18 protein-coding genes are annotated in these 20473 nt (G+C 43.7%); 12 read left to right on the forward strand and 6 right to left on the reverse strand.

Annotated elements, in window-relative coordinates:
• Positions 1 to 3: 3 nt before the first annotated feature.
• A complete protein-coding gene (gene imuA, locus M9196_RS06265) occupies positions 4 to 690 on the reverse strand; it encodes a translesion DNA synthesis-associated protein ImuA (RefSeq protein WP_250616668.1) in 687 nt (228 codons plus the stop codon).
• Between the two features lie 226 nt (positions 691 to 916).
• On the opposite strand from imuA, the gene M9196_RS06270 reads away from it, so the two are divergent.
• Positions 917 to 2041, forward strand: a complete 1125-nt coding sequence (locus tag M9196_RS06270; protein ID WP_250616669.1) for a patatin-like phospholipase family protein — start codon at positions 917 to 919, stop codon at positions 2039 to 2041.
• 147 nt (positions 2042 to 2188) lie between these two features.
• Here M9196_RS06270 and M9196_RS06275 read toward each other — a convergent pair whose 3' ends face one another.
• Positions 2189 to 2929, reverse strand: a complete 741-nt coding sequence (locus M9196_RS06275) for a YciK family oxidoreductase (RefSeq protein WP_250616670.1) — start codon at positions 2927 to 2929, stop codon at positions 2189 to 2191.
• A gap of 85 nt (positions 2930 to 3014) precedes the next feature.
• On the opposite strand from M9196_RS06275, the gene sohB reads away from it, so the two are divergent.
• The gene (sohB, locus tag M9196_RS06280) at positions 3015 to 4076 is read left to right on the forward strand and encodes a protease SohB (protein WP_250616671.1); all 1062 of its coding nucleotides are present in this window, start codon (positions 3015 to 3017) and stop codon (positions 4074 to 4076) included.
• 113 nt (positions 4077 to 4189) lie between these two features.
• Here the strand turns inward: sohB and M9196_RS06285 are convergent, their stop codons facing one another.
• Positions 4190 to 5233 (reverse strand): polysaccharide lyase family 7 protein, encoded by a 1044-nt coding sequence (locus M9196_RS06285; RefSeq protein ID WP_250616672.1) that lies wholly within the window; start codon positions 5231 to 5233, stop codon positions 4190 to 4192.
• A gap of 225 nt (positions 5234 to 5458) precedes the next feature.
• Between M9196_RS06285 and cmk the strand changes: the two genes are divergently transcribed.
• From cmk to pyrF, 6 genes are all read left to right on the forward strand, one after another.
• Positions 5459 to 6139, forward strand: coding sequence for a (d)CMP kinase (gene cmk, locus M9196_RS06290; protein WP_250616673.1), 681 nt, complete (start codon positions 5459 to 5461; stop codon positions 6137 to 6139).
• A 120-nt stretch (positions 6140 to 6259) separates the two neighbouring features.
• A complete protein-coding gene (gene rpsA, locus M9196_RS06295) occupies positions 6260 to 7930 on the forward strand; it encodes a 30S ribosomal protein S1 (RefSeq protein ID WP_250616674.1) in 1671 nt (556 codons plus the stop codon).
• A gap of 164 nt (positions 7931 to 8094) precedes the next feature.
• The gene (gene ihfB, locus M9196_RS06300; RefSeq protein WP_250616675.1) at positions 8095 to 8379 is read left to right on the forward strand and encodes an integration host factor subunit beta; all 285 of its coding nucleotides are present in this window, start codon (positions 8095 to 8097) and stop codon (positions 8377 to 8379) included.
• A 222-nt stretch (positions 8380 to 8601) separates the two neighbouring features.
• Positions 8602 to 8889, forward strand: a complete 288-nt coding sequence (locus tag M9196_RS06305; RefSeq protein WP_250616676.1) for a LapA family protein — start codon at positions 8602 to 8604, stop codon at positions 8887 to 8889.
• 26 nt (positions 8890 to 8915) lie between these two features.
• Positions 8916 to 10085 carry a lipopolysaccharide assembly protein LapB gene (gene lapB / locus M9196_RS06310; RefSeq protein WP_250616677.1) on the forward strand — a complete coding sequence of 390 codons (1170 nt, stop codon included), beginning with the start codon at positions 8916 to 8918 and terminating at the stop codon, positions 10083 to 10085.
• A gap of 76 nt (positions 10086 to 10161) precedes the next feature.
• Positions 10162 to 10857, forward strand: coding sequence for an orotidine-5'-phosphate decarboxylase (gene pyrF, locus M9196_RS06315; RefSeq protein ID WP_250616678.1), 696 nt, complete (start codon positions 10162 to 10164; stop codon positions 10855 to 10857).
• A 181-nt stretch (positions 10858 to 11038) separates the two neighbouring features.
• Here pyrF and miaE read toward each other — a convergent pair whose 3' ends face one another.
• Together miaE and M9196_RS06325 are read right to left on the reverse strand one after the other, a co-directional pair.
• Positions 11039 to 11809, reverse strand: coding sequence for a tRNA isopentenyl-2-thiomethyl-A-37 hydroxylase MiaE (gene miaE / locus M9196_RS06320; RefSeq protein WP_250616679.1), 771 nt, complete (start codon positions 11807 to 11809; stop codon positions 11039 to 11041).
• An 88-nt stretch (positions 11810 to 11897) separates the two neighbouring features.
• Positions 11898 to 12662 carry a DNA repair protein gene (locus M9196_RS06325; protein WP_250616680.1) on the reverse strand — a complete coding sequence of 255 codons (765 nt, stop codon included), beginning with the start codon at positions 12660 to 12662 and terminating at the stop codon, positions 11898 to 11900.
• A 263-nt stretch (positions 12663 to 12925) separates the two neighbouring features.
• Here M9196_RS06325 and cysB point away from each other — a divergent pair, with 263 nt between their 5' ends.
• Positions 12926 to 13900 carry an HTH-type transcriptional regulator CysB gene (gene cysB, locus M9196_RS06330; protein ID WP_250616681.1) on the forward strand — a complete coding sequence of 325 codons (975 nt, stop codon included), beginning with the start codon at positions 12926 to 12928 and terminating at the stop codon, positions 13898 to 13900.
• Between the two features lie 100 nt (positions 13901 to 14000).
• Positions 14001 to 15200 carry a methyltransferase gene (locus tag M9196_RS06335; protein WP_250616682.1) on the forward strand — a complete coding sequence of 400 codons (1200 nt, stop codon included), beginning with the start codon at positions 14001 to 14003 and terminating at the stop codon, positions 15198 to 15200.
• A 76-nt stretch (positions 15201 to 15276) separates the two neighbouring features.
• Here the strand turns inward: M9196_RS06335 and ald are convergent, their stop codons facing one another.
• Positions 15277 to 16401: an alanine dehydrogenase gene (ald, locus tag M9196_RS06340; protein ID WP_250616683.1), complete on the reverse strand. Its 1125-nt coding sequence runs from the start codon at positions 16399 to 16401 to the stop codon at positions 15277 to 15279.
• A gap of 156 nt (positions 16402 to 16557) precedes the next feature.
• Here ald and lrp point away from each other — a divergent pair, with 156 nt between their 5' ends.
• Together lrp and M9196_RS06350 are read left to right on the forward strand one after the other, a co-directional pair.
• On the forward strand, positions 16558 to 17052 hold the full coding sequence (gene lrp / locus M9196_RS06345; RefSeq protein WP_102471652.1) for a leucine-responsive transcriptional regulator Lrp: 495 nt from the start codon (positions 16558 to 16560) through the stop codon (positions 17050 to 17052).
• Positions 17053 to 17203: 151 nt separating this feature from the next.
• A complete protein-coding gene (locus M9196_RS06350; RefSeq protein ID WP_250616684.1) occupies positions 17204 to 20455 on the forward strand; it encodes a DNA translocase FtsK 4TM domain-containing protein in 3252 nt (1083 codons plus the stop codon).
• The last annotated feature ends 18 nt before the right edge of the window (positions 20456 to 20473 follow it).

The following is a 20473-nucleotide window of genomic DNA, read 5'->3' on the forward strand; positions in this document are numbered from 1 at the left end:
TGACTACCCTTGCTGCTGCATAGGAAATGAAATCACGGTGGAAGCATTGGGCTCCGGCGCGACAGTGAGCTCTGGCCAACATGTTGTCATGTTGACGATAAAAGGGCGGCGAGAAAATCCACCTTTTTGCTTGGTAATACGGACTTCAAGTCCGGAGTCGTGAGGGGCAAGTGTTAAGCCTAACGAAGCGGGCAAAGAGAAAATATGAGGTTGAACTGGACGGAATAAAAACTGCAAGCATTGCCCTGTCTCACTAGCGACTTGAAGGCGCTTAGCATGATGGATTTCAATGTCATTTTGCCATAAGCAAACACAGCCACTAGCTCCACTCTTTAGACTTTGTTCTGCAGCCCACAATGCATGTTTTGTTGAGGTTGGGTAGAGTATGAGTACTTGTGAAGGTTGAATTCCTTGGCTTAGAAGATAATCGGCACACACATTACCAGGTGGATTGATCAATACGAAAAGTCGCTTTTGCGTACATGTAGTAATATGAGGGAGCAACAGTCGCAATTCTCCAATGCCACCGATGGATTGAATATCAACAACACCGTGGTGAGGAAACCCCCCATTTAAGCGCTGATCAAGCTCATCAAAGCCTGTGGAGCGATGATCTTTAGCGTTGGAGAAGGAATGGCTTCCTTTCCAAATTAATTGCTTATTTTGGAGCTCTGTGATTAAAGTATGCATAATAATTTACCTGTATATACATACAGTATAGTGCGTGAGGGATTGCGCTGCAAACAGTAATCACAGCGAGAGAATGAAATCGTTGTAGATGAACAGCAAAGTGACATAGTGTAATGAGTAGTTACGACGTCGTGATGAATTACGTTGACAAGGGCATTTGAATTAGAGTAATTGTTTTAAAAAACCATAAGATAACAGATGGTACAGCGGTCATGAGGAGAGTGATGTGTTCACTGAAGATCAACAGTATTCTTTGATAGTGCAGGGCGGCGGGCAGAAAGGGGCGTTTGCTTCAGGCGTGTTGGATAAGTTTATAAGTGCAAAGTTTGACCCATTCTCTTTGTATATTGGCACCTCTGCGGGTGCACTGAATGTCTCTTCTTTTGTCACAAAGCAAGAAGGGCTAGGGTTAGATTTTATCTTAAACTACACCACTCGTGGACGGTTTTTTGATGTCAACAAGTTGCTACAAAAGCAGCAGCCTATGGACTTAGATTGGGCTTTTGAGTTCGTCAATACGGGTGAATTTCCTTTAAATATACCGAAAGGAAAAGTGCAACTTGGCGAAGATAAAGTCGCATTGGCTTGTATTACCGATGTGGAAGACCTGAAAGATTACTATTACCCTATTTTCGCGGATAACTGGTTTGATGTCCTTCGGGCAACCTGTGCGATTCCGATGCTTTATTACCATGATATTGAATTTGATGGTAAGAAGTGGATAGACGGTGGAGTTTCGGCAACCATTCCTGTTGAAGAATCTCACCGCCGCGGTATTAATAATATGGTGGTGATCAGTACCATCCCGGAAAGCGACGATAAAGTCGTGCATTCTCCAGCGATGGAGTCGTTAGATCGTTGGAAGAAAGAGTTAGAGTCTGGCCTGACAGCGCACCTAAATCACCTTAAAATATCGGGAACAAAAGAAAAACTAAGTGAGTTTCATCGACACTTTTCTGAGAAATTACACACCATAAAAATGGACTATAAGCAATTTACAGCCAGTCAAGCAGAGTTATACAAAATAGCGCCGAGTGAAAAGCGTAAATTATCAACGTGGATCCATGACAATGAAAAGCTATCGCGACTGATTGATATTCAAAATAAGCGTATTCCATTTAGCCGAAGTGGAACCAGTCATCTTGATATGCTGGTGGCGCATTACACCAATCATACTCAAATTGAGCAGTTTTTAGATTCGCCTCCAGAGGGTGTAAATTTATGGCATGTTCAGCCTAAGCATGAGCTAGCGTCTAAAGGGCTAATGAGCCAAAAAGATCAAATACTTGAAGACTATCAACATGGGGTGGCTGTTGCTGGTGAATTTTTACAGCAACATCATGTTGAATAAGGCACTGAAGTTATAGATAAGATGTAGAAGTGATGGTTGTGATTACGTAAAACTTATAGATAAGCGACAGGTTTTTGCCGCTTATCTGCCTAACCCTAATCAGATAAAACGAGTACTAGAACAGTTAATTAGGGAGATAACTGGGAATTACTTAGGCTGAGCGTCGATACACTGCCCATTGATATTCGTCACCGCTGGATCCATTAGATGCAAATAAAGCGGCATCAAATCTTTTGGCGATTTTAGTGCATTGGCATTTTCGCCAGGATAGGCTTTAGCGCGCATACGAGTGCGTGTTGCACCAGGGTTAATGGCATTCACTCGAATCGCAGTGTCGCTCAGTTCGTCAGCCAATATTTGCATCATACCTTCTGTAGCAAATTTTGAAATGGCATAAGTGCCCCAAAAAGTGCGCCCAATATGCCCAACGGTCGAAGACGTGAAAATAATGCGTCCAGCCTCTGACTTTTTCACAATCGGCAGTAAAGCTTGGGTCATTAGAAATTCCGCTTTGACGTTGATCTGCATAACATCATCAAAGGTTTCTTCATCAATTTGTTCAAACGGGCTAAGGGTACCTAAGACACCTGCGTTATGAACAATCCCATCGAGTCGTCCAAATTGGCCTTCAATCGTTTCCGCCATATCCACGTAATTCTGCTTAGTCGCACCTTTAAGATCGAGCGGTACAATCGCCGCTTGAGGGTAGCCCGCTTTTTCAATCTCGTCGTAAATCAGCTCTAAGTTAGCAACATTACGACCGAGCAAAATGACCGTTGCGCCATGCTCAGCATAACTGAGTGCGGTTTGACGGCCGATACCAGCACCAGCACCAGTGATGAGAATGATTTTATCTGCTAGCGCCTTAGGAGCGGTTGAATATTCCACAGAACACTTCCTTAGTTTGAATAATTCTTGGTAATCGTGACAAGTTGGTTACAATACACTAATTCGTAGGATTGGGGATAAGACATTGGAATTTTTATTAGATTACGGGCTTTTTCTAGCCAAAATCGTGACAGTATTAGCGGCAATTGTGGCGCTAATTGTAGTGGTGAAGTCGGTCGGTGGTCGAACGGGAAACGCAAAGGGTGAACTCGAAATTACCAACCTTACTGAACAAAGAAAGCAAACGGTTGAACAACTAGAGCATCACCTACATGACGACGCTTTTATTAAGGCTCGTGATAAGGCTGAGAAAAAAGCGGAAAAAGAGAAATCAAAATCACGTGAAAAAGAGATCAAGAAAGCCTCAAAAGGTGGCGATCTTGATAGTAAGCGTGAGCCTCATCTATTTGTATTGGACTTTATTGGCAGCATTGATGCTAAAGAAGTGGCATCGTTAAGAGAAGAGGTGAGTGCCATTTTAGCGGTAGCTCGTGTGGGCGATGAAGTTTTGGTTCGCTTAGAATCTGGCGGTGGTATGGTGCATGCTTATGGTCTTGCATCCTCTCAATTAGACCGAATCAAAGGCGCTAATCTGCCATTAACAATAGCCGTTGATAAAGTCGCGGCAAGTGGTGGTTATATGATGGCCTGTATTGCCGATAAGATTGTCTCAGCACCGTTTGCCGTCGTCGGGTCGATTGGCGTGATTGCTCAGCTACCAAACTTCCATAAATTACTGAAAAAGAATGACATCGAATTTGAACAGCTGACGGCGGGCGAATACAAACGAACGTTGACGATGTTTGGTGAAAATACCGATAAAGCTCGTGATAAGTTTAAAGAAGAGCTCGAAGAGACGCATGGCTTATTCAAAGATTTTATTCGAGATCACCGTCCTGCACTTGAGCTTGAAAAAGTCGCAACAGGTGAGCACTGGTTTGGCACTCAAGCGAAAACGCTTGGTTTAGTCGACGATATTCAAACATCAGATGATGTCGTGACGGCAGCGTGTAAAGAAAAAACAGTGTTGTCTATTCGTTACGTACAAAAGAAAAAACTGAGTGATAAATTTGCAGGTGCTGCGGGTCAAGCCGCCGATAATGTACTCATGAAATGGATTGATCGCGGTCAGCGTCCAATACTTTAATTGTGCTTGACTGGATTCACTAGGTAGATTTTAAATGAAGAACCCAACACAAGTGTTGGGTTCTTATTGTTTAGGGTATCCTAAATGCCATTTACATGGACAAGTTGTTAGGATTATTGAATAAGTTCTAACTGATAGAAGCTTGCTTGAGTGTAGTCACCTGCTTCCATGCCACGCCATTGACAGTCCGAGCTACTCTTTTTGGTATTACATTGGTTGTAAGCACCTGCTTTATAATACATCCAGTCATTGCCATAACCTTGGTCAACGCTGTTACCTTGGTAATTGCCTTTTTTCAGGTCAATGTCGTAAGTTTTGACGACTGCTTGAGATGTACCGGGGTGTTTAGTAAACGTAAGGTGCATAATGTCGCCCTCTACGTTAACTTCATACGAGAAAATTTCGCCTAGTTTAATACCATCTTGTGGATCTGAAGCACCCTCGCGCAGATTGTATTTACCGAAGACATCGTGACGAATATCTTTTCTCAGCTTCTTGCCATTTTCATCTTTTGCATCTTGTAGATCTTTCGTTGGATTCAGTTCGTAGTTCCAAGCTAGTGAACCATGTTCATGTCCAGGAAGTTTACGATAAGAAATCTTCAATGGTTCGTTTTTCGAAGCATGGATCTGACCAATCACAACAGCAAAGGCACCATTTTTTTTATAATTACCGCTCTCACTGACTTGATCGACAGAAAGTGTTGCTTTTAGCGTACCACCAATAGCGCCGTACTCAGAGGCGTTTGGGTGTGATGCAATAACAAAGTTATTTTTTGGCTCGCCGTAGCTTTTCGCGAGCATAGCGCGAAGTTCACTACGAGTGTTTTTACTATTTGGTGTTGTTGGGGCTTCATTTGGAGCAACAAAAACGAGGGCACCCGTTTCTTTATCCGTGTAAAACCATTCAGGATGAACATATGGAGTCGTGGTGCTTGCGAGTTCATCTTTCATTATCTCAAGCGCTTTGCCTTTACGCTTACCCTCAGTAGTGAGTTCAGGTAAGGTCACTTTCCAATTAGTTAAATCGAAGTTTTGTGCTGGTGCTTTTTGAGGATCAAGATTAAACGATGTGATATCCAATGTTTGAGATGAATCTGCTAGAGCGGACCCTGCCAAGATGCTCAGAGCGAGTACACTTAATTGAACCTTCTTCATTTCTATTTCCTTTAATAATACGCCTACGATTTTGTAAGATTACAATATTATTGTATGACAAAATGTGACGTATTTTAAAAAATGGAAGATAAGGCCGCGCCAGTAGATGACTTAAATGAATCATAAAGAAAATGGTATGTTGGATGGATAGGGTATATAATTTTGCGCCGTAAAAATGAAGAATAATAAAGATACTTAGCCAAACAATACAACGTGGAGTAAAACATGTCCTTAATGACACCCGTGATTACTGTAGATGGACCAAGTGGTGCTGGTAAAGGCACACTGTGTATGTTGTTGGCTGAAAAGCTAGGTTACCATTTGCTTGATTCTGGTGCGATTTACCGCGTACTGGCGTTAGCAGCGATTCACCATGGCATAGATTTAGAATCAGAGGATGCACTCGTCCCTATCGCTATGCATCTTGACGTGCAGTTTATTGCCGAAGGTGACTTAGTGAAAGTTATCTTAGAAGGTGAAGACGTATCAGGTGAGCTTCGTAAAGAAGAGACAGGCAATGCTGCGTCAAAAATAGCCGCTTTACCTCGTGTTAGAGAGGCATTATTACGACGTCAGCGAGCATTTAACATTGAACCAGGGCTTGTCGCGGATGGCCGTGATATGGGGACGGTTGTTTTCCCACAAGCTCCAGTGAAAATTTTCTTAGATGCAAGTGCAGAAGAAAGGGCGCATCGCCGCTTTAAGCAGTTGCAACTAAAGGGTTTAGATGTTAGATTTGACGACCTTTTGAGCGAGATCGAGGAGCGAGACTTCCGAGACCGCAACCGAGCGGTTGCACCTCTACGTCCTGCTGATGACGCTCTAGTGCTCGATTCTACCTCGTTAAATATTACGCAGGTTGTCGAAAAAGCGCTAAAATATATCGAATCTAATCTCACTAAGTAGCTGTACTCCGGTACCAAACTTGGTGAGTTTCGAACGTTGGTCGCAAGGATGATGACTGGCGAAATTATCAACCCCATGCGGTAGGATACCCGTGGACGTTTACTAATTGAAGATTAAATAATGACTGAATCTTTTGCTCAACTCTTTGAAGAGTTTCTAAATGAAACTGAATTCCAACAAGGTAGTATCGTTAAAGGTACTGTAGTAGCTATCGAGAACGGTTTCGTTCTTGTAGATGCTGGCCTTAAGTCTGAGTCTGCTATCCCTGCTGAACAATTCAAGAACGCTGCTGGCGAACTTGAAGTTGAAGTTGGTGCTGAAGTAGATGTTGCTCTAGACGCTGTTGAAGATGGTTTCGGTGAAACTCAACTTTCTCGTGAGAAAGCGAAGCGTCATGAAGCTTGGATCGTTCTTGAGAAAGCTTACGAAGAAGCTGAAACTGTTGTTGGTATCATCAACGGTAAAGTTAAAGGCGGTTTCACTGTTGAACTAAACGGTATCCGTGCTTTCCTTCCAGGTTCTCTTGTTGACGTACGTCCAATCCGTGACACTGCTCACCTTGAAAACAAAGAGCTAGAGTTCAAAGTTATCAAGCTAGACCAGAAGCGTAACAACGTTGTTGTTTCTCGTCGTGCTGTTATCGAATCTGAAAACAGCGTTGAGCGTGACGAACTTCTTGAAACTCTACAAGAAGGTACTGAAGTGAAAGGTATCGTTAAGAACCTTACTGACTACGGTGCATTCGTTGACCTTGGCGGTGTTGACGGTCTTCTACACATCACTGATATGGCGTGGAAGCGTGTTAAGCACCCATCTGAGATCGTTAACGTTGGTGACGAAATCCTAGTTAAAGTTCTTAAGTTCGATCGTGACCGCACTCGCGTTTCACTAGGTCTTAAGCAACTAGGCGAAGATCCATGGGTAGCAATCGCTAAGCGTTACCCAGAAGGTCACAAGCTAACTGGTCGTGTTACTAACCTTACTGACTACGGCTGCTTCGTTGAAATCGAAGAAGGCGTTGAAGGTCTTGTACACGTTTCTGAAATGGATTGGACTAACAAGAACATCCACCCTTCTAAAGTTGTTAATGTTGGCGACGAAGTTGAGGTTATGGTTCTTGATATCGACGAAGAACGTCGTCGTATCTCTCTAGGTCTGAAACAGTGTAAAGCTAACCCATGGCAATCATTTGCAGAAATGCAAGCTAAGGGCGACAAAGTTACTGGTAAGATCAAGTCTATCACTGACTTTGGTATCTTCATCGGTCTAGAAGGCGGCATCGACGGTCTAGTACACCTATCTGACATTTCTTGGAACGCAACTGGCGAAGACGCTGTTCGTGAATACAAGAAAGGTGACGAGATCTCAGCTGTAGTTCTAGCTGTAGATGCAGAGCGCGAGCGTATCTCTCTAGGCGTTAAGCAAATGGAAAATGACCCATTCAATGCTTACGTTGCTGATAACAAGAAAGGCATGCTAGTTAACGGTACAGTTACAGCAGTAGACGCGAAAGGCGCTACTATTGAACTAGAAGAAGGCGTAGAAGGTTACCTTCGCGCATCTGAAGTTTCACGTGACCGTATCGAAGACGCATCTCTAATCCTAAGCGTTGGTGACAGCGTTGAAGCGAAGTTCACTGGTGTAGACCGTAAGAACCGCGTAATCAACCTATCTATCAAAGCTAAAGATGAAGCTGATGAGCAAGAAGCAATGGCTTCACTGAACAAGCAAGAAGACGGCGGGTTCGGTAGTGCTATGGCAGACGCATTTAAAGCTGCTAAAGGCGAGTAATTTACTCAGCTAAGAAAAAAGGAGCCGTAAGGCTCCTTTTTTTTGTTTTTAACTTTGCGATTTATAGACTATTATCTGTTTATACAGGCAGTTAGTGAACTGATGTTATATAATGATAAAAGCCAGTTTCAACTGAACATGAAGAGTAATGAGGATAACCACCTATGACTAAGTCTGAATTAATTGAAAGACTCTGCGCAGAGCAAACTCACTTATCAGCAAAAGAAATTGAAGATGCGGTAAAAGACATTTTAGAACATATGGCGAATACGCTTGAAAGCGGTGACCGTATTGAAATTCGTGGATTTGGTAGTTTTTCACTTCATTACCGTGAGCCTCGCGTAGGACGTAATCCTAAAACGGGCGATAAGGTTGAACTAGAGGGTAAATATGTCCCTCACTTTAAACCAGGTAAAGAGTTGCGTGAACGCGTAAACGAAAGTCTATAAGCACTCTCTTTAAATCAGTTGAACGGCATACAGATAGTGTGCCGTTTTTGTATTTCTGACGTTAACGAGAACTAATAAGATTTTGTGAAGGTCCAAATATTGGAACCACTCGACATAAGGCGCGAATTTAGCAATGATTCGTAAGATTATGGTGAGTAGGCATGGTGTGTGATTACTATTTGCTGCATAATCTTAGCTATCCAATGACTGTGGTGAAAACACATGAAGATTATAAAAATAATTTTACTAATTGTACTTTTCTTAGTCACTCTAGCACTTGGTTCACAGAATCAGGCCGTCGTGACATTTAATTACCTCTTAGCCCAAGGTGAGTTTCATTTATCTACGCTACTGGGCGTCGTCTTTGTTACCGGTTTTGTTATCTCGTGGATTATTTTTGGAAGCTTGCATCTAAAGTCTCAATTGACGGTGCGAAAATTGAGAAAGAAATTGGCTAAACAAGCTTCGCCTCAGTCAAAAGATGTGGCAACGACTAGCCCTAACAGCTGATTTGAATATTAGAGTCTATTTAGTACATGCTTGAGCTACTATTTCTGCTTTTACCGATAGCCGCAGCCTATGGTTGGTATATGGGGCAGCGGAGTGTAAAACATGACAGACAAGAGCAATCTCATCAGATATCTCGTCAGTATATGACGGGCCTTAACCTATTGCTCTCAGATCAGTCCGATAAAGCGGTAGACCACTTTATCGAACTGCTTCAAGTCGATGATGAAGCGATAGATACGCATCTAGCGTTGGGCAATTTGTTCCGTTCTAGGGGCGAAGTGGACCGCGCTATACGCATTCACCAAAATCTGATCTCTCGCTCAGGCCTTACCATCGAGCAAAAAAATATCGCTCTACAGCAACTTGCCAAAGACTACATGGTTTCTGGTTTTCTTGATCGTGCTGAAAAAATATTTGTTCAACTTGTTGAAGAGCCTGAGCATAGAGAAGCAGCATTGACCCAGCTAGTTTCTATCTACGAGCAAACTCAAGAGTGGCATAAAGCGATTGAGTACGCTTCTGCATTGCAAAAACTCGGTAAGAAACGAGTTAAGAATAATATCGCACACTTCTGGTGTGAGCTGGCAATGATAGAGCAGGCCAGTAGTAATACCCCCAAAGCTAATCAGTATTTTCGTAAAGCGCTCACTGTTGATCCTAAATGCGCACGAGCTAATATTGCCTTAGGGCGTTTGTATCTCGACAATGAAGAATATACAAAAACGATCCAATGCTTAGAATCGGTTCTTGAGCAAGATAAAGACTTTGTCAGTGAGGTGCTGCCGACGTTAGCTGAGTGCTACCATCACCTAGGTCAAGAACAAGAGCTTGTCGAATTCTTAAGAGCGAGTATCCAAAAGGGGGCTGGAGTATCCGCTGAATTGATGTTAACGCAACTCGTCGCTCATCATGAAGGAACCGAGTCAGCTCAAGCGCTATTGACTCGTCAGCTAGTGAAAAGTCCGACAATGAAGGGCTTCTATCGTTTGATGGATTATCACTTGGCGAATGCTGAAGAAGGACGAGCAAGAGAAAGTTTAACCACGCTGCAATCTTTGGTGGGTGAGCAGTTAAAATTAAAGCCGCACTATCGTTGTAGAAAATGTGGTTTTTCAACACATTCATTGTATTGGCATTGTCCATCTTGTAAAGGATGGGGTACGATCAAGCCGATCAGAGGGTTGGATGGCGAATAGTCCAACGCAAGTTTTTATGGCAGCACTTATGTGCTGCTTTTTTTGAGTTAGCACTCAGTATTAGTAAGGAGCAAAAATGATTGACCAAAAAGTGATAGTGGCACTGGATTATGACAATCAAGCCGACGCATTAGCTTTTGTTGATAGAATTGACCCAACTTCTTGTCGACTAAAAGTAGGCAAGGAAATGTTTACACTATTTGGTCCTAGTTTTGTTCGCGAGCTTCATAAGCGTGGTTTTTCGGTTTTTCTTGACCTTAAATTTCATGATATTCCGAATACATGCTCTAAAGCAGTAAGAGCCGCTGCTGAGCTGGGTGTTTGGATGGTGAACGTTCATGCCGGAGGCGGGGAACGTATGATGGCTGCATCTCGAGAGATTTTAGAACCTTATGGCAAGGATCGTCCTCTTCTTATCGGTGTGACAGTACTCACGAGTATGGAACAGACCGATCTCGCAGGGATTGGCATTGACGTTGCTCCTCAAGAGCAAGTATTGCGTTTGGCTAACCTGACAAAACGTGCTGGCCTTGACGGTGTAGTGTGTTCAGCTCAAGAGTCGAGCATGCTAAAAACAGAGTTGGGCAACGAGTTTAAATTAGTGACTCCGGGTATTCGTCCTGCAGGCGCTGCCGTAGGTGACCAAAAACGTATTATGACACCAGATATGGCGATTCAAGCAGGTTCTGATTATCTTGTTATAGGCCGCCCGATCACCCAAGCTGCAGACCCTGCTCAGGTGCTCACTGACATTAATGCTTCACTTCGCTAGTATCGAAAGACGTCAGTAGATATTAAAAATGCCAGACCGAATAGGTCTGGCATTTTTGTTTTTGAGTACAACGTTTTTTAGCGCAGCGATCGTTTGGAACGATAGTAATCTTGCACTTTGGTGTCTTACGCTTACCTGGCTAGCTAATGACACTCGCTCGCAATTACATACCTGACAGAGCCTATAGCGGTACACCACTGTGGAACTTAAAATCACTATCTGGAGATGTAATTAAATCGGCTTCAATTTTCCCAAAATAAGCGACTCTTTCCGTAATGTCATCCCCAGAAATCTGTTCAGCAAGCTTTAAGTAATCTTGGTAATGACGAGCTTCAGAGCGCAATAAAGAGACATAAAATTTTGAAATGTCATCATCCATATATGGGGCAAGTTTTGCAAATCGTTCACACGAACGGGCTTCGATGTATGCCCCAATAATGAGTTTATCAATCAATGTATTTGGTTCGTGAGTGGTCGCTTTAGACAACAAGCCTTTTGCGTATCGACCTGCAGGAATAGGGTGATAGGGAATGTTTCTTCCTTCAAGGATTTCTAATACCTGATAGAAATGATGCAATTCTTCTTTGATTAGTAGCATCATTTTGTCGATCAAATCTTGGCTGTATGGTGAAGCAGACTTTGCCATTATGGATTTAGAAATATTGCTTTTGCCCCGCAGAGAATCAGAATTACCTTGCTTACGATAGGCAAATTGTTCATAAGGCTTGAACCACTCCTGCAAGATTTCGCTGCTCTTTGCATCAACCGCGTATTTGCGGAGTAGGTACATGGCCGATTGACCCGCTTTCAACTCGCATAAGAGATGATCAATCAAAATAACAGGAAGGTTTTCGATTTTCTTTGCTTCCGCTACCCAGGAATCAGGTGTCGGACAATGGAGAAACTGGTTTATGGGAGCTAAAATTTGTTCCATTTGAGTCTGGCTAGTCATGTTATCTTATTTCTTTGGGCAATTGAAAAAGGTCGCTACAGCGACCCTTTTTGAATAGTGTAGCCCTTTCGAATTCGGGTGCTCAATACTACCATTTTTTCTTTTCACCAAACAATGCATCCATATCGTTGTCACGTTCGCGACTGGCTTGCTGTTGTTGCTGTTCATCGGCTTTTGCTTGACGTGAATTTTGTAGTTGCTCAAGGATTTCGGTAAGTTTTTCTTTGGCCTGAATAGAGTAGTTGTCATTTTTTGAACTTAACGCATCAATTCCCTTCTTGAGAAGTTGCATTGCAGTCCCAGGTTGTCCTTTAGCAATGGACTCGTGAGCTCTTTTAACGACATTTTCTATATTGATTCTAATTTGGATCGTTTCTAAGCGCCCATTTTCAACCATGTAAGCTTGAGTCTCAATACGGCCTTTATTGTGCTCAGTGCGAATTGTATCACGCAGTCGTTTAACCAATTTAAGCATCACAATGGCTTGTTTGTCGCTGGTGGGAACTTTGAATGCGGTGGCCTCATTGCCTTCGTAGTTTTCATTTAATTGTTGGATTTGTGCTTGAGCGGATTCTACACGTTGTGCAAGGTGCTTATTTTTTGGATCAAGATCATGCATATTCTTTAATGCATCCAAGATACGGTTATGTAGGCAAATCATCAGCTCTTTACTATAAGGAAGGTAGCTTGCTCCACCGATCAGTTCCTCAGTAGCATCAATAAGCGCAACATAGCGAGCGGACTCTTGTCTGCGTGTCGCTTCTGCTTTTAATTTGTATTGCAACATGATGTTGTACCCGAGAACGAGAACAAGCAGAAGCGCGACCAGCGCGATGATCAAACCAATATTCATAACTTTTTGTATCTACTGTGAGTTTCCTTACAACGAGAGTAGAAAGAATACACCAAAGCTAAGGTCATCTACACAGCTAAGTCGTCGTTTCGGTCATAAACTAGAAAAATAGCGTGTTATTTGCTTGTTATGGGAAATATGGCTAATAGATACGCAAAATACTATTAATCTTTCTAGGAATTCGTTATAACTATTAATTATATGCTTTGCTGTTAGATTTTCTTGGATAAACAGCATTAAAAGACAAGGATGACGAGGGCACAATGAAGTTACAGCAGTTAAGATACATCGTTGAAGTATTGAATCATAATTTGAATGTTTCAGCGACTGCAGAAAGCTTATATACCTCACAGCCCGGTATTAGTAAGCAAGTGCGTTTGTTAGAAGACGAGTTAGGTATTCAAATCTTTGAGAGAAGTGGTAAGCACCTTACTCAAGTTACGCCTGCAGGCGACGACATTATTCGTATTTCACAAGAGATACTGTCGCGAGTGGAAAGCATCAAAGCGGTCGCTGGTGAACATACTCATCCTGAAATGGGCACATTGAATATTTCAACTACCCATACTCAAGCGCGTTATGCGCTTCCTGAGGTGATTAAAGGCTTTACCGCTCGCTATCCTAAAGTTTCTCTTCACATGCACCAAGGCACGCCATCGCAGATGTCAGAAGCGATCGCAAAAGGCACTGCCAATTTTGCTATAGCCACCGAAGCACTTCATTTGTATCAAGATGCCGTCATGTTGCCTTGTTATCATTGGAACCGCTCAATTGTCGTTCGAAAAGATCACCCATTGGCGCAAAAGCCGAGGGTAACGATTGAAGATCTCGCCGCGTATTCGCTCGTAACTTATGTGTTTGGCTTTACTGGACGCTCAGAGCTTGATACAGCGTTTAATAAAGTAGGCTTAACACCTAAAGTCGTTTTCACGGCAACCGATGCGGACGTGATTAAAACTTACGTGAGAATGGGCATTGGCGTGGGTGTTATCGCGAGTATGGCGATGGATAATAGCCAAGATAACGACTTAGTCGCAATTGATGCGAGTCATATCTTTGAGGCGAGTACGACCAGTATTGGATTTCGCCGAGGAACGTTCTTACGGACTTATATGTATGATTTCATGGAGCGTTTCGCCCCTCACTTGACGAGACCGGTCGTTGAGCAAGCGATTTCATTGAAATCAAATGTCGAAATCGAAGCCATGTTTAAGGATATCGATTTACCTGTGAGGTAATCTCTTTCATGGTTTTAACACTATCACCGGCACAAAACACTTCCGTTGTGCCTTGCTTCCCCCTACAATCGCACCAGAAAAGTAGGGGAAGCTAATCATCGTGAACCGTCAACAATTTCAACTGATCACCCGACTGCTTAAGCAATATCAAAGCTACTGGCGTCAAGACCCGTTTACTCAGGTCATTAGTGGTCAAATTCCATGGAAAAGTGAGAACCCAGAGCTCTTAACTTGGCTACAATCCCTGAGCCGAGACACGATTTCTACCTACAAAAAAAATCCGCTGCTTTTCGCTTCAATAGTCAGTGAATGGTTACCTGACTCTGAGTTGTTATGCACTATCACTGTCCCTCATCGGCTGTTTAAAGAAAACGCTGCGAAACTCCCACGTGGTCTAGATAGTGGTATTCCAGGAAGAAAGCTGCAACAAATCTCTTCGCTTAGTGACGTTTGTATTTCTGATCATCACGGCAGTCAGTGGTTAGAATGGTGTGCAGGTAAAGGCTACCTTGGGCGACTGCTTTCTTCACAATCACAACAGCCGGTCACGAGTTTTGAATTTCAGGCTACATTATGTGAATCGGGGCAGAGTGACGCGGATAAATTGTCGTTGCCGATGACATTTGTCCAAGGGGATGCGTTTAGTGAAGAATCAGAACATGTGTTTTCTCATCACCAACATGCCGTAGCCTTACACGCTTGTGGTGATTTACATGTGACCCTAATTAAACACACAGTAAGAGGAAAGCTGCCTGCCGTTACATTATCACCATGTTGCTATCATCTAATTCATGACACTCACTATCAACCCATGTCAAACGAAGGACATGAAGCGGAGCTAATGCTTAGTAAGCAAGAGCTTCGGATACCATTGCAAGAGACAGTGACAGGTGGAGAGCGAGTGAAACGTCACCGTGAACAAGAGATGACGTTTAGATTAGGTTTTGATGCGTTGTGCACTGAAATGGGTCTGAGCCAGGCGTACATTCCGGTCCCAAGTATTAAGAAATCCCAATTGGCTGAAGGATTTGAAGCGTTTTGTCGGTGGGCGGCGAATCAAAAACAACTGACGTTACCTGAAGCCGACTATGTACACTTTGAGCGTATTGGTAAGGTCCGGTATTGGGGAATGGAGGCACTTAGCCTGATTCAAGGTATGTTCCGTAGACCACTAGAGCTTTGGTTAGCGCTAGATAAAGCTTTGTATTTACAACAGCAAGGTTATCATGTGGACGTGTTCACATTTTGTGATACCGCGATTACACCAAGAAATTTGGTCATCCACGCAGTACGGACATAAAAAACGGGCAGTAAAGCCCGTTTTTTATAAAATTACGATGTGCAGTCAACGCATCTCGAGTTAACGATGATGTGAATTAATTAAACATCGCCATCGCAGCAACAGGCTCAACATATTCAAGGTCGAAGCTTTCAGCCACTTCCTTGCAAGTGACTTTACCGTGAATGACGTTGAGTCCATCTAAGAATCCTTTGTCTTCAGTAAGTGCTTGCTGATAGCCTTTATTGGCAAGTTTGATGATATACGGCAATGTTGCGTTATTTAGCGCAAACGTTGATGTACGAGCAACCGCACCAGGCATGTTTGCAACACAATAGTGAACCACGTCATCGATGATGTACGTCGGATCAGCGTGCGTGGTGGCGTGAGATGTTTCAAAACAGCCACCTTGGTCGATGGCGACATCAACGACAGCAGCGCCTGGCTTCATTTTCGCGATATGTGCTTTTGTCACCAATTTTGGTGCTGCTGCACCAGGAATCAAAACCGCACCGATCACGAGGTCTGCTTCTAGGATATGCTTCTCTAATGCATCTTCTGTAGAATAAACCACTTTTGCACGACCCTGGAATTCTTCATCCAAAGCGCGTAATGTATCAATACTACGATCTAAGATTGTGACGTCTGCACGCATGCCAACTGCCATGCGAGCGGCGTTTGAACCAACAACGCCACCACCGATAACCACAACTTTCGCAGGTTCTACACCAGGTACACCACCTAGTAGAAGACCGCGTCCGCCATTGGATTTTTCGAGTGTTTGCGCACCAGCTTGTATAGACATTCGCCCAGCGACTTCTGACATTGGTGCTAATAGTGGTAAGCGACCCATATTATCTGTTACAGTCTCATAGGCAATGCAGACAGCTTTGCTTTTAATTAGCTCTTCAGTTTGTGGAAAATCTGGTGCTAGGTGAAGATAAGTGAATAAAACTTGTCCTTCACGTAACATAGCACGCTCGACAGCTTGGGGTTCTTTGACCTTTACAATCATCTCTGCTTGCGCAAAAACGTCGGCAGCGGTAGGAAGAATGGATGCGCCTACAGCGATGTAATCATCGTCTGAAAAACCAACACCAGTGCCAGCATTAGTTTCAACAAAAACTTGATGGCCGTTTGAGATAAGTTCTCTTACGCTTGCTGGGATCATACCAACACGGTATTCATGGTTTTTTATCTCTTTAGGTACGCCAATGATCATCCTGACTCCTCATTATTATATGGTTGTATTAACTGTGTGTAGGGTGTTATTGTCGAATTACTGACTAGTATAGAAGCTAATTAACAAAATTTGATACTGAATATTACAGAGTTGTAGTATATTTTTTTGCAAGGAAGTAACAAGGTGGAATAAAAAATGGCAGACAACTATAAGAAGCCGTCCAAGGAACTAGACCGTATTGATCGCAATATTCTTAATGAGTTGCAGAAAGACGGTAGGATCTCAAATGTCGAATTGTCAAAACGCGTAGGTCTTTCGCCTACACCGTGTTTAGAACGTGTTCGTCGACTTGAGCGTCAGGGATATATTACGGGCTATACAGCTCTACTTAATCCACAATATTTAGATGCGTCACTACTGGTTTTTGTGGAAATCACATTAAACCGCGGTGCGCCAGATGTGTTTGAACAATTTAACTCGGCAGTACAACGATTGGATGACATCCAAGAATGTCACCTCGTTTCTGGAGATTTCGACTATCTTTTGAAAACAAGGGTGTCGGATATGGGAGCGTACCGTAAGTTGCTTGGTGATACATTACTGCGTTTGCCGGGAGTGAATGACACTCGCACCTACGTAGTAATGGAAGAAGTGAAACAAAGCAACCAACTGGTGATTAAAACGCGATAAATCTATTCTAACAAGGAGCTGACTAATGCTATGAAAATCCATGCTTTATTCATCTCCTAGATTGGGTTTTAATCCCTGATGTGGTTAAATTAATAAATACTCCGAGCGGCTTTTGCCGCTCGGGCTGTTTCTACTAAGTTAGATGTTGGATATGTTCAAACAGGACAAGAAAAGAGTCGAAACGATCATCAAGACGAGTGAAGAACAAGAAGCTTCACGTCTCAACGGATTTCAGCGATTAAGAGAATGCTGCTTCATACTAGCAGTATTGACGTCAATTTTATTGGCGGTTGCATTATTTACCTTCAGCCCAGCGGATCCCTCTTGGTCGCAAACGTCGTGGGGGGGAGATATTCAAAATGCAGGCGGCATCGTCGGTGCCTGGCTTGCAGATACGCTATTTTTCGTTTTTGGTTCTTTGGCATACCCCATTCCTTTTGTTGTGGCGTTTAGCGCTTGGGTGTTCTTCCGTACTCGCGACAAAGACGATGAAATCGATTTTATGATTTGGGGTACGCGCACGCTTGGTTTGACGGTCATCATCTTGACGAGCTGCGGTTTGGCTGACATCAACTTTGATGATATTTGGTACTTTTCATCCGGTGGTGTGATTGGCGATGTATTGACTAGCCTATCTTTGCCTACCTTAAATGTGCTGGGTACCACCATTGTCTTGCTATTTTTATTGGGGGCTGGGTTTACACTATTCACTGGGATTTCATGGCTAAGCATTGTGGAATGGATTGGTAACAGTGTCCTGACATTCATTGCAGCGCTAACCAATAAAGCTCGTGGCAGCAAAGAGCAAGTATACGAGCCTGTTCTCTCTCAGCCAGAACGTATTGATGATGAAGACGTGATGCCACACTTCTCCGCGAAAGATGAGGCAGTGTTATCTGACGAGCAAACAGTATCGTCTGCTAAGCGACGTCATTATAATATTCATATGCCAGATACAGCGGATCTAGAATCATCTGTAGACGAAATAGATGCCAACGATCCATTGTTTGCGAACACTGCTTCTGCGGCTATAGATGAAGAACCTATTAATCTGAGCTCTTCTTCTATCTCTCACACCATACCAACCTCTCACACTATACCGACACAGCAAGAGGCTGAGGTCTCTGCTCACCATGTGAATGTTGAAGCGAGAACAGAGCCGATTATCAGTGAAAACGCTCCTGAGTTCTCTCACGATGAAACAAGAGTGATATCGCCATCAATGGGTGAGCAAGCGCCTGCTGTGACGTCAACTCCAATGGTTGCGCCAGAAGAGGATCGCAGTCATTTACTCGGTGCGACGATAGAAGATCTTGAAATTGCAGCAAGAACGTATGATGACTTTGCCGATCAGTCTACCCATGCGGATACGACACATGAAGAGTCTATATACGTAGATTCAATACCCACAGATACTCAGCGGGTTGATACGCAGCAGGCTGACGCCAATTATACAGATCCGAACGTCACTAGTGACGCAGCGCATCGTGATGTTAACACCTCACATCTCGCAACCGCAGCAATGACAACAGCGATCGCTAGCGCCCCGTCAGCAGCGCAAAACATTGATAACTTGCCATGGAGCTCAGAAACCATTGATGCGACGGAGGATATCAATGCACCGGTTAGTTCTACTGAGCCTGTTCGTGTTAATGCAGATGAACCTTGGGTGCAAGAGAATTCTTCTTCGTTTGAAGCCGAGCACACAGCGTCAACTGAGCCGCATGTTGAGCCGGAAGCGGTTTGGGTTGAAGAGCCCAATGTCCAGCCAGTTGCTCAACCTCAAGAGGATGAGTATGTAGACGCCGATTCACAGGCGTTCCAATCTTTGGTTGCAGAAGCGCAGAAAACGGCTGTCGCGAAGGTAAACCCATTCTTGGTACAAAAGGATGCAAATTTACCGAAGCCAGCAGAACCAATGCCAACGCTTGAACTGCTTTATCATCCTGAAAAACGTGAAAACTTTATTGATAGAGAAGCATTGGAAAATATCGCTCGTTTGGTTGAGTCCAAGTTGGCAGATTATAAGATTAAGGCTGAAGTCGTCGACATCTTCCCTGGACCTGTGATCACTCGGTTTGAACTCGACTTAGCGCCAGGTGTTAAGGTCAGTCGCATCTCTGGCTTGTCTATGGATTTAGCGCGTTCGTTGTCTGCAATGGCAGTACGTGTGGTTGAGGTCATTCCGGGTAAGCCTTATGTTGGGTTAGAACTGCCTAATATGACGCGTCAGACGGTTTATTTCTCAGATGTTATTGGTAGCCCAGCGTTCACAGAGTCTAAGTCGCCCACTACGGTAGTATTGGGTCAAGATATTGCAGGCGAAGCTGTGGTCGCGGATCTTTCTAAAATGCCTCACGTACTAGTGGCGGGTACAACCGGTTCTGGTAAGTCGGTTGGCGTTAACGTGATGATTCTGAGTATGCTTTACAAAGCGACGCCAGAAGAAGTGCGCTTTATCATGATTGACCCAAAAATGTTGGAGCTTTCGATTTATGAAGGGATCCCGCATTTGTTGTCTGAAGTGGTTACGGATATGAAAGACGCCTCTAACGCACTGCGCTGGTGTGTTGGAGAGATGGAGCGTCGTTACAAGTTAATGTCGGCACTGGGTGTTCGAAACATTAAGGGCTTTAACGACAAACTGAAAATGGCAGCGGAAGCGGGCCACCCCATTCATGATCCACTTTGGAAAGATGGCGATAGCATGGAGCCAGAACCACCATTGCTTGAAAACTTACCTTACATTGTGGTGGTTGTGGATGAATTCGCTGACTTAATCATGGTCGTCGGTAAGAAAGTCGAAGAACTGATTGCACGTTTGGCTCAAAAAGCCCGAGCGGCAGGAATTCATTTAATTTTGGCGACGCAGCGTCCATCAGTGGATGTCATTACCGGTCTGATTAAAGCCAACATTCCAACACGTGTTGCGTTTACGGTTTCAACCAAAACAGATTCACGAACCATTCTTGACCAAGGTGGCGCTGAGTCACTGCTGGGGATGGGTGATATGTTGTATCTGCCACCCGGTTCGAGTCACACGACTCGCGTCCATGGCGCTTTTGCGTCGGATGACGATGTGCATGCGGTGGTGAATAACTGGAAGGCTAGGGGTAAACCTAACTATATTGAAGAGATTACCAACGGAGAGCAAAGTCCAGAAACTTTATTGCCCGGCGAAAAGATGGAAGGCGATGAAGAAATGGACCCATTGTTTGACCAAGTGGTTGAACACGTTGTGCATTCACGTCGAGGCTCTGTATCGGGAGTCCAACGACGCTTTAAAATTGGTTACAACCGAGCGGCTCGAATTGTCGAGCAACTTGAAGCTCAAGGGATAGTTAGTGCACCGGGTCATAATGGTAACCGTGAAGTATTGGCTCCACCCCCAATTAAAGAATAATGGCAGTAAGGAATGAAT

The organism is Vibrio methylphosphonaticus, assembly GCF_023634655.1.
GTDB classification, from domain to species: domain Bacteria; phylum Pseudomonadota; class Gammaproteobacteria; order Enterobacterales; family Vibrionaceae; genus Vibrio; species Vibrio methylphosphonaticus.

Bases quoted from the DNA above. Each gene is read 5' to 3' on its own strand.
- ihfB (WP_250616675.1), top strand. From the start codon at position 8,095: ATGACTAAGTCTGAATTAATTGAAAGACTCTGCGCAGAGCAAACTCAC.
- pyrF (WP_250616678.1), top strand. From the start codon at position 10,162: ATGATTGACCAAAAAGTGATAGTGGCACTGGATTATGACAATCAAGCC.
- imuA (WP_250616668.1), bottom strand. From the start codon at position 690: ATGCATACTTTAATCACAGAGCTCCAAAATAAGCAATTAATTTGGAAA.
- M9196_RS06305 (WP_250616676.1), top strand. From the start codon at position 8,602: ATGAAGATTATAAAAATAATTTTACTAATTGTACTTTTCTTAGTCACT.
- ald (WP_250616683.1), bottom strand. From the start codon at position 16,401: ATGATCATTGGCGTACCTAAAGAGATAAAAAACCATGAATACCGTGTT.
- M9196_RS06325 (WP_250616680.1), bottom strand. From the start codon at position 12,662: ATGAATATTGGTTTGATCATCGCGCTGGTCGCGCTTCTGCTTGTTCTC.
- lapB (WP_250616677.1), top strand. From the start codon at position 8,916: ATGCTTGAGCTACTATTTCTGCTTTTACCGATAGCCGCAGCCTATGGT.
- M9196_RS06350 (WP_250616684.1), top strand. From the start codon at position 17,204: ATGTTCAAACAGGACAAGAAAAGAGTCGAAACGATCATCAAGACGAGT.
- cmk (WP_250616673.1), top strand. From the start codon at position 5,459: ATGTCCTTAATGACACCCGTGATTACTGTAGATGGACCAAGTGGTGCT.
- M9196_RS06285 (WP_250616672.1), bottom strand. From the start codon at position 5,233: ATGAAGAAGGTTCAATTAAGTGTACTCGCTCTGAGCATCTTGGCAGGG.
- miaE (WP_250616679.1), bottom strand. From the start codon at position 11,809: ATGACTAGCCAGACTCAAATGGAACAAATTTTAGCTCCCATAAACCAG.
- lrp (WP_102471652.1), top strand. From the start codon at position 16,558: ATGGCAGACAACTATAAGAAGCCGTCCAAGGAACTAGACCGTATTGAT.
- rpsA (WP_250616674.1), top strand. From the start codon at position 6,260: ATGACTGAATCTTTTGCTCAACTCTTTGAAGAGTTTCTAAATGAAACT.
- cysB (WP_250616681.1), top strand. From the start codon at position 12,926: ATGAAGTTACAGCAGTTAAGATACATCGTTGAAGTATTGAATCATAAT.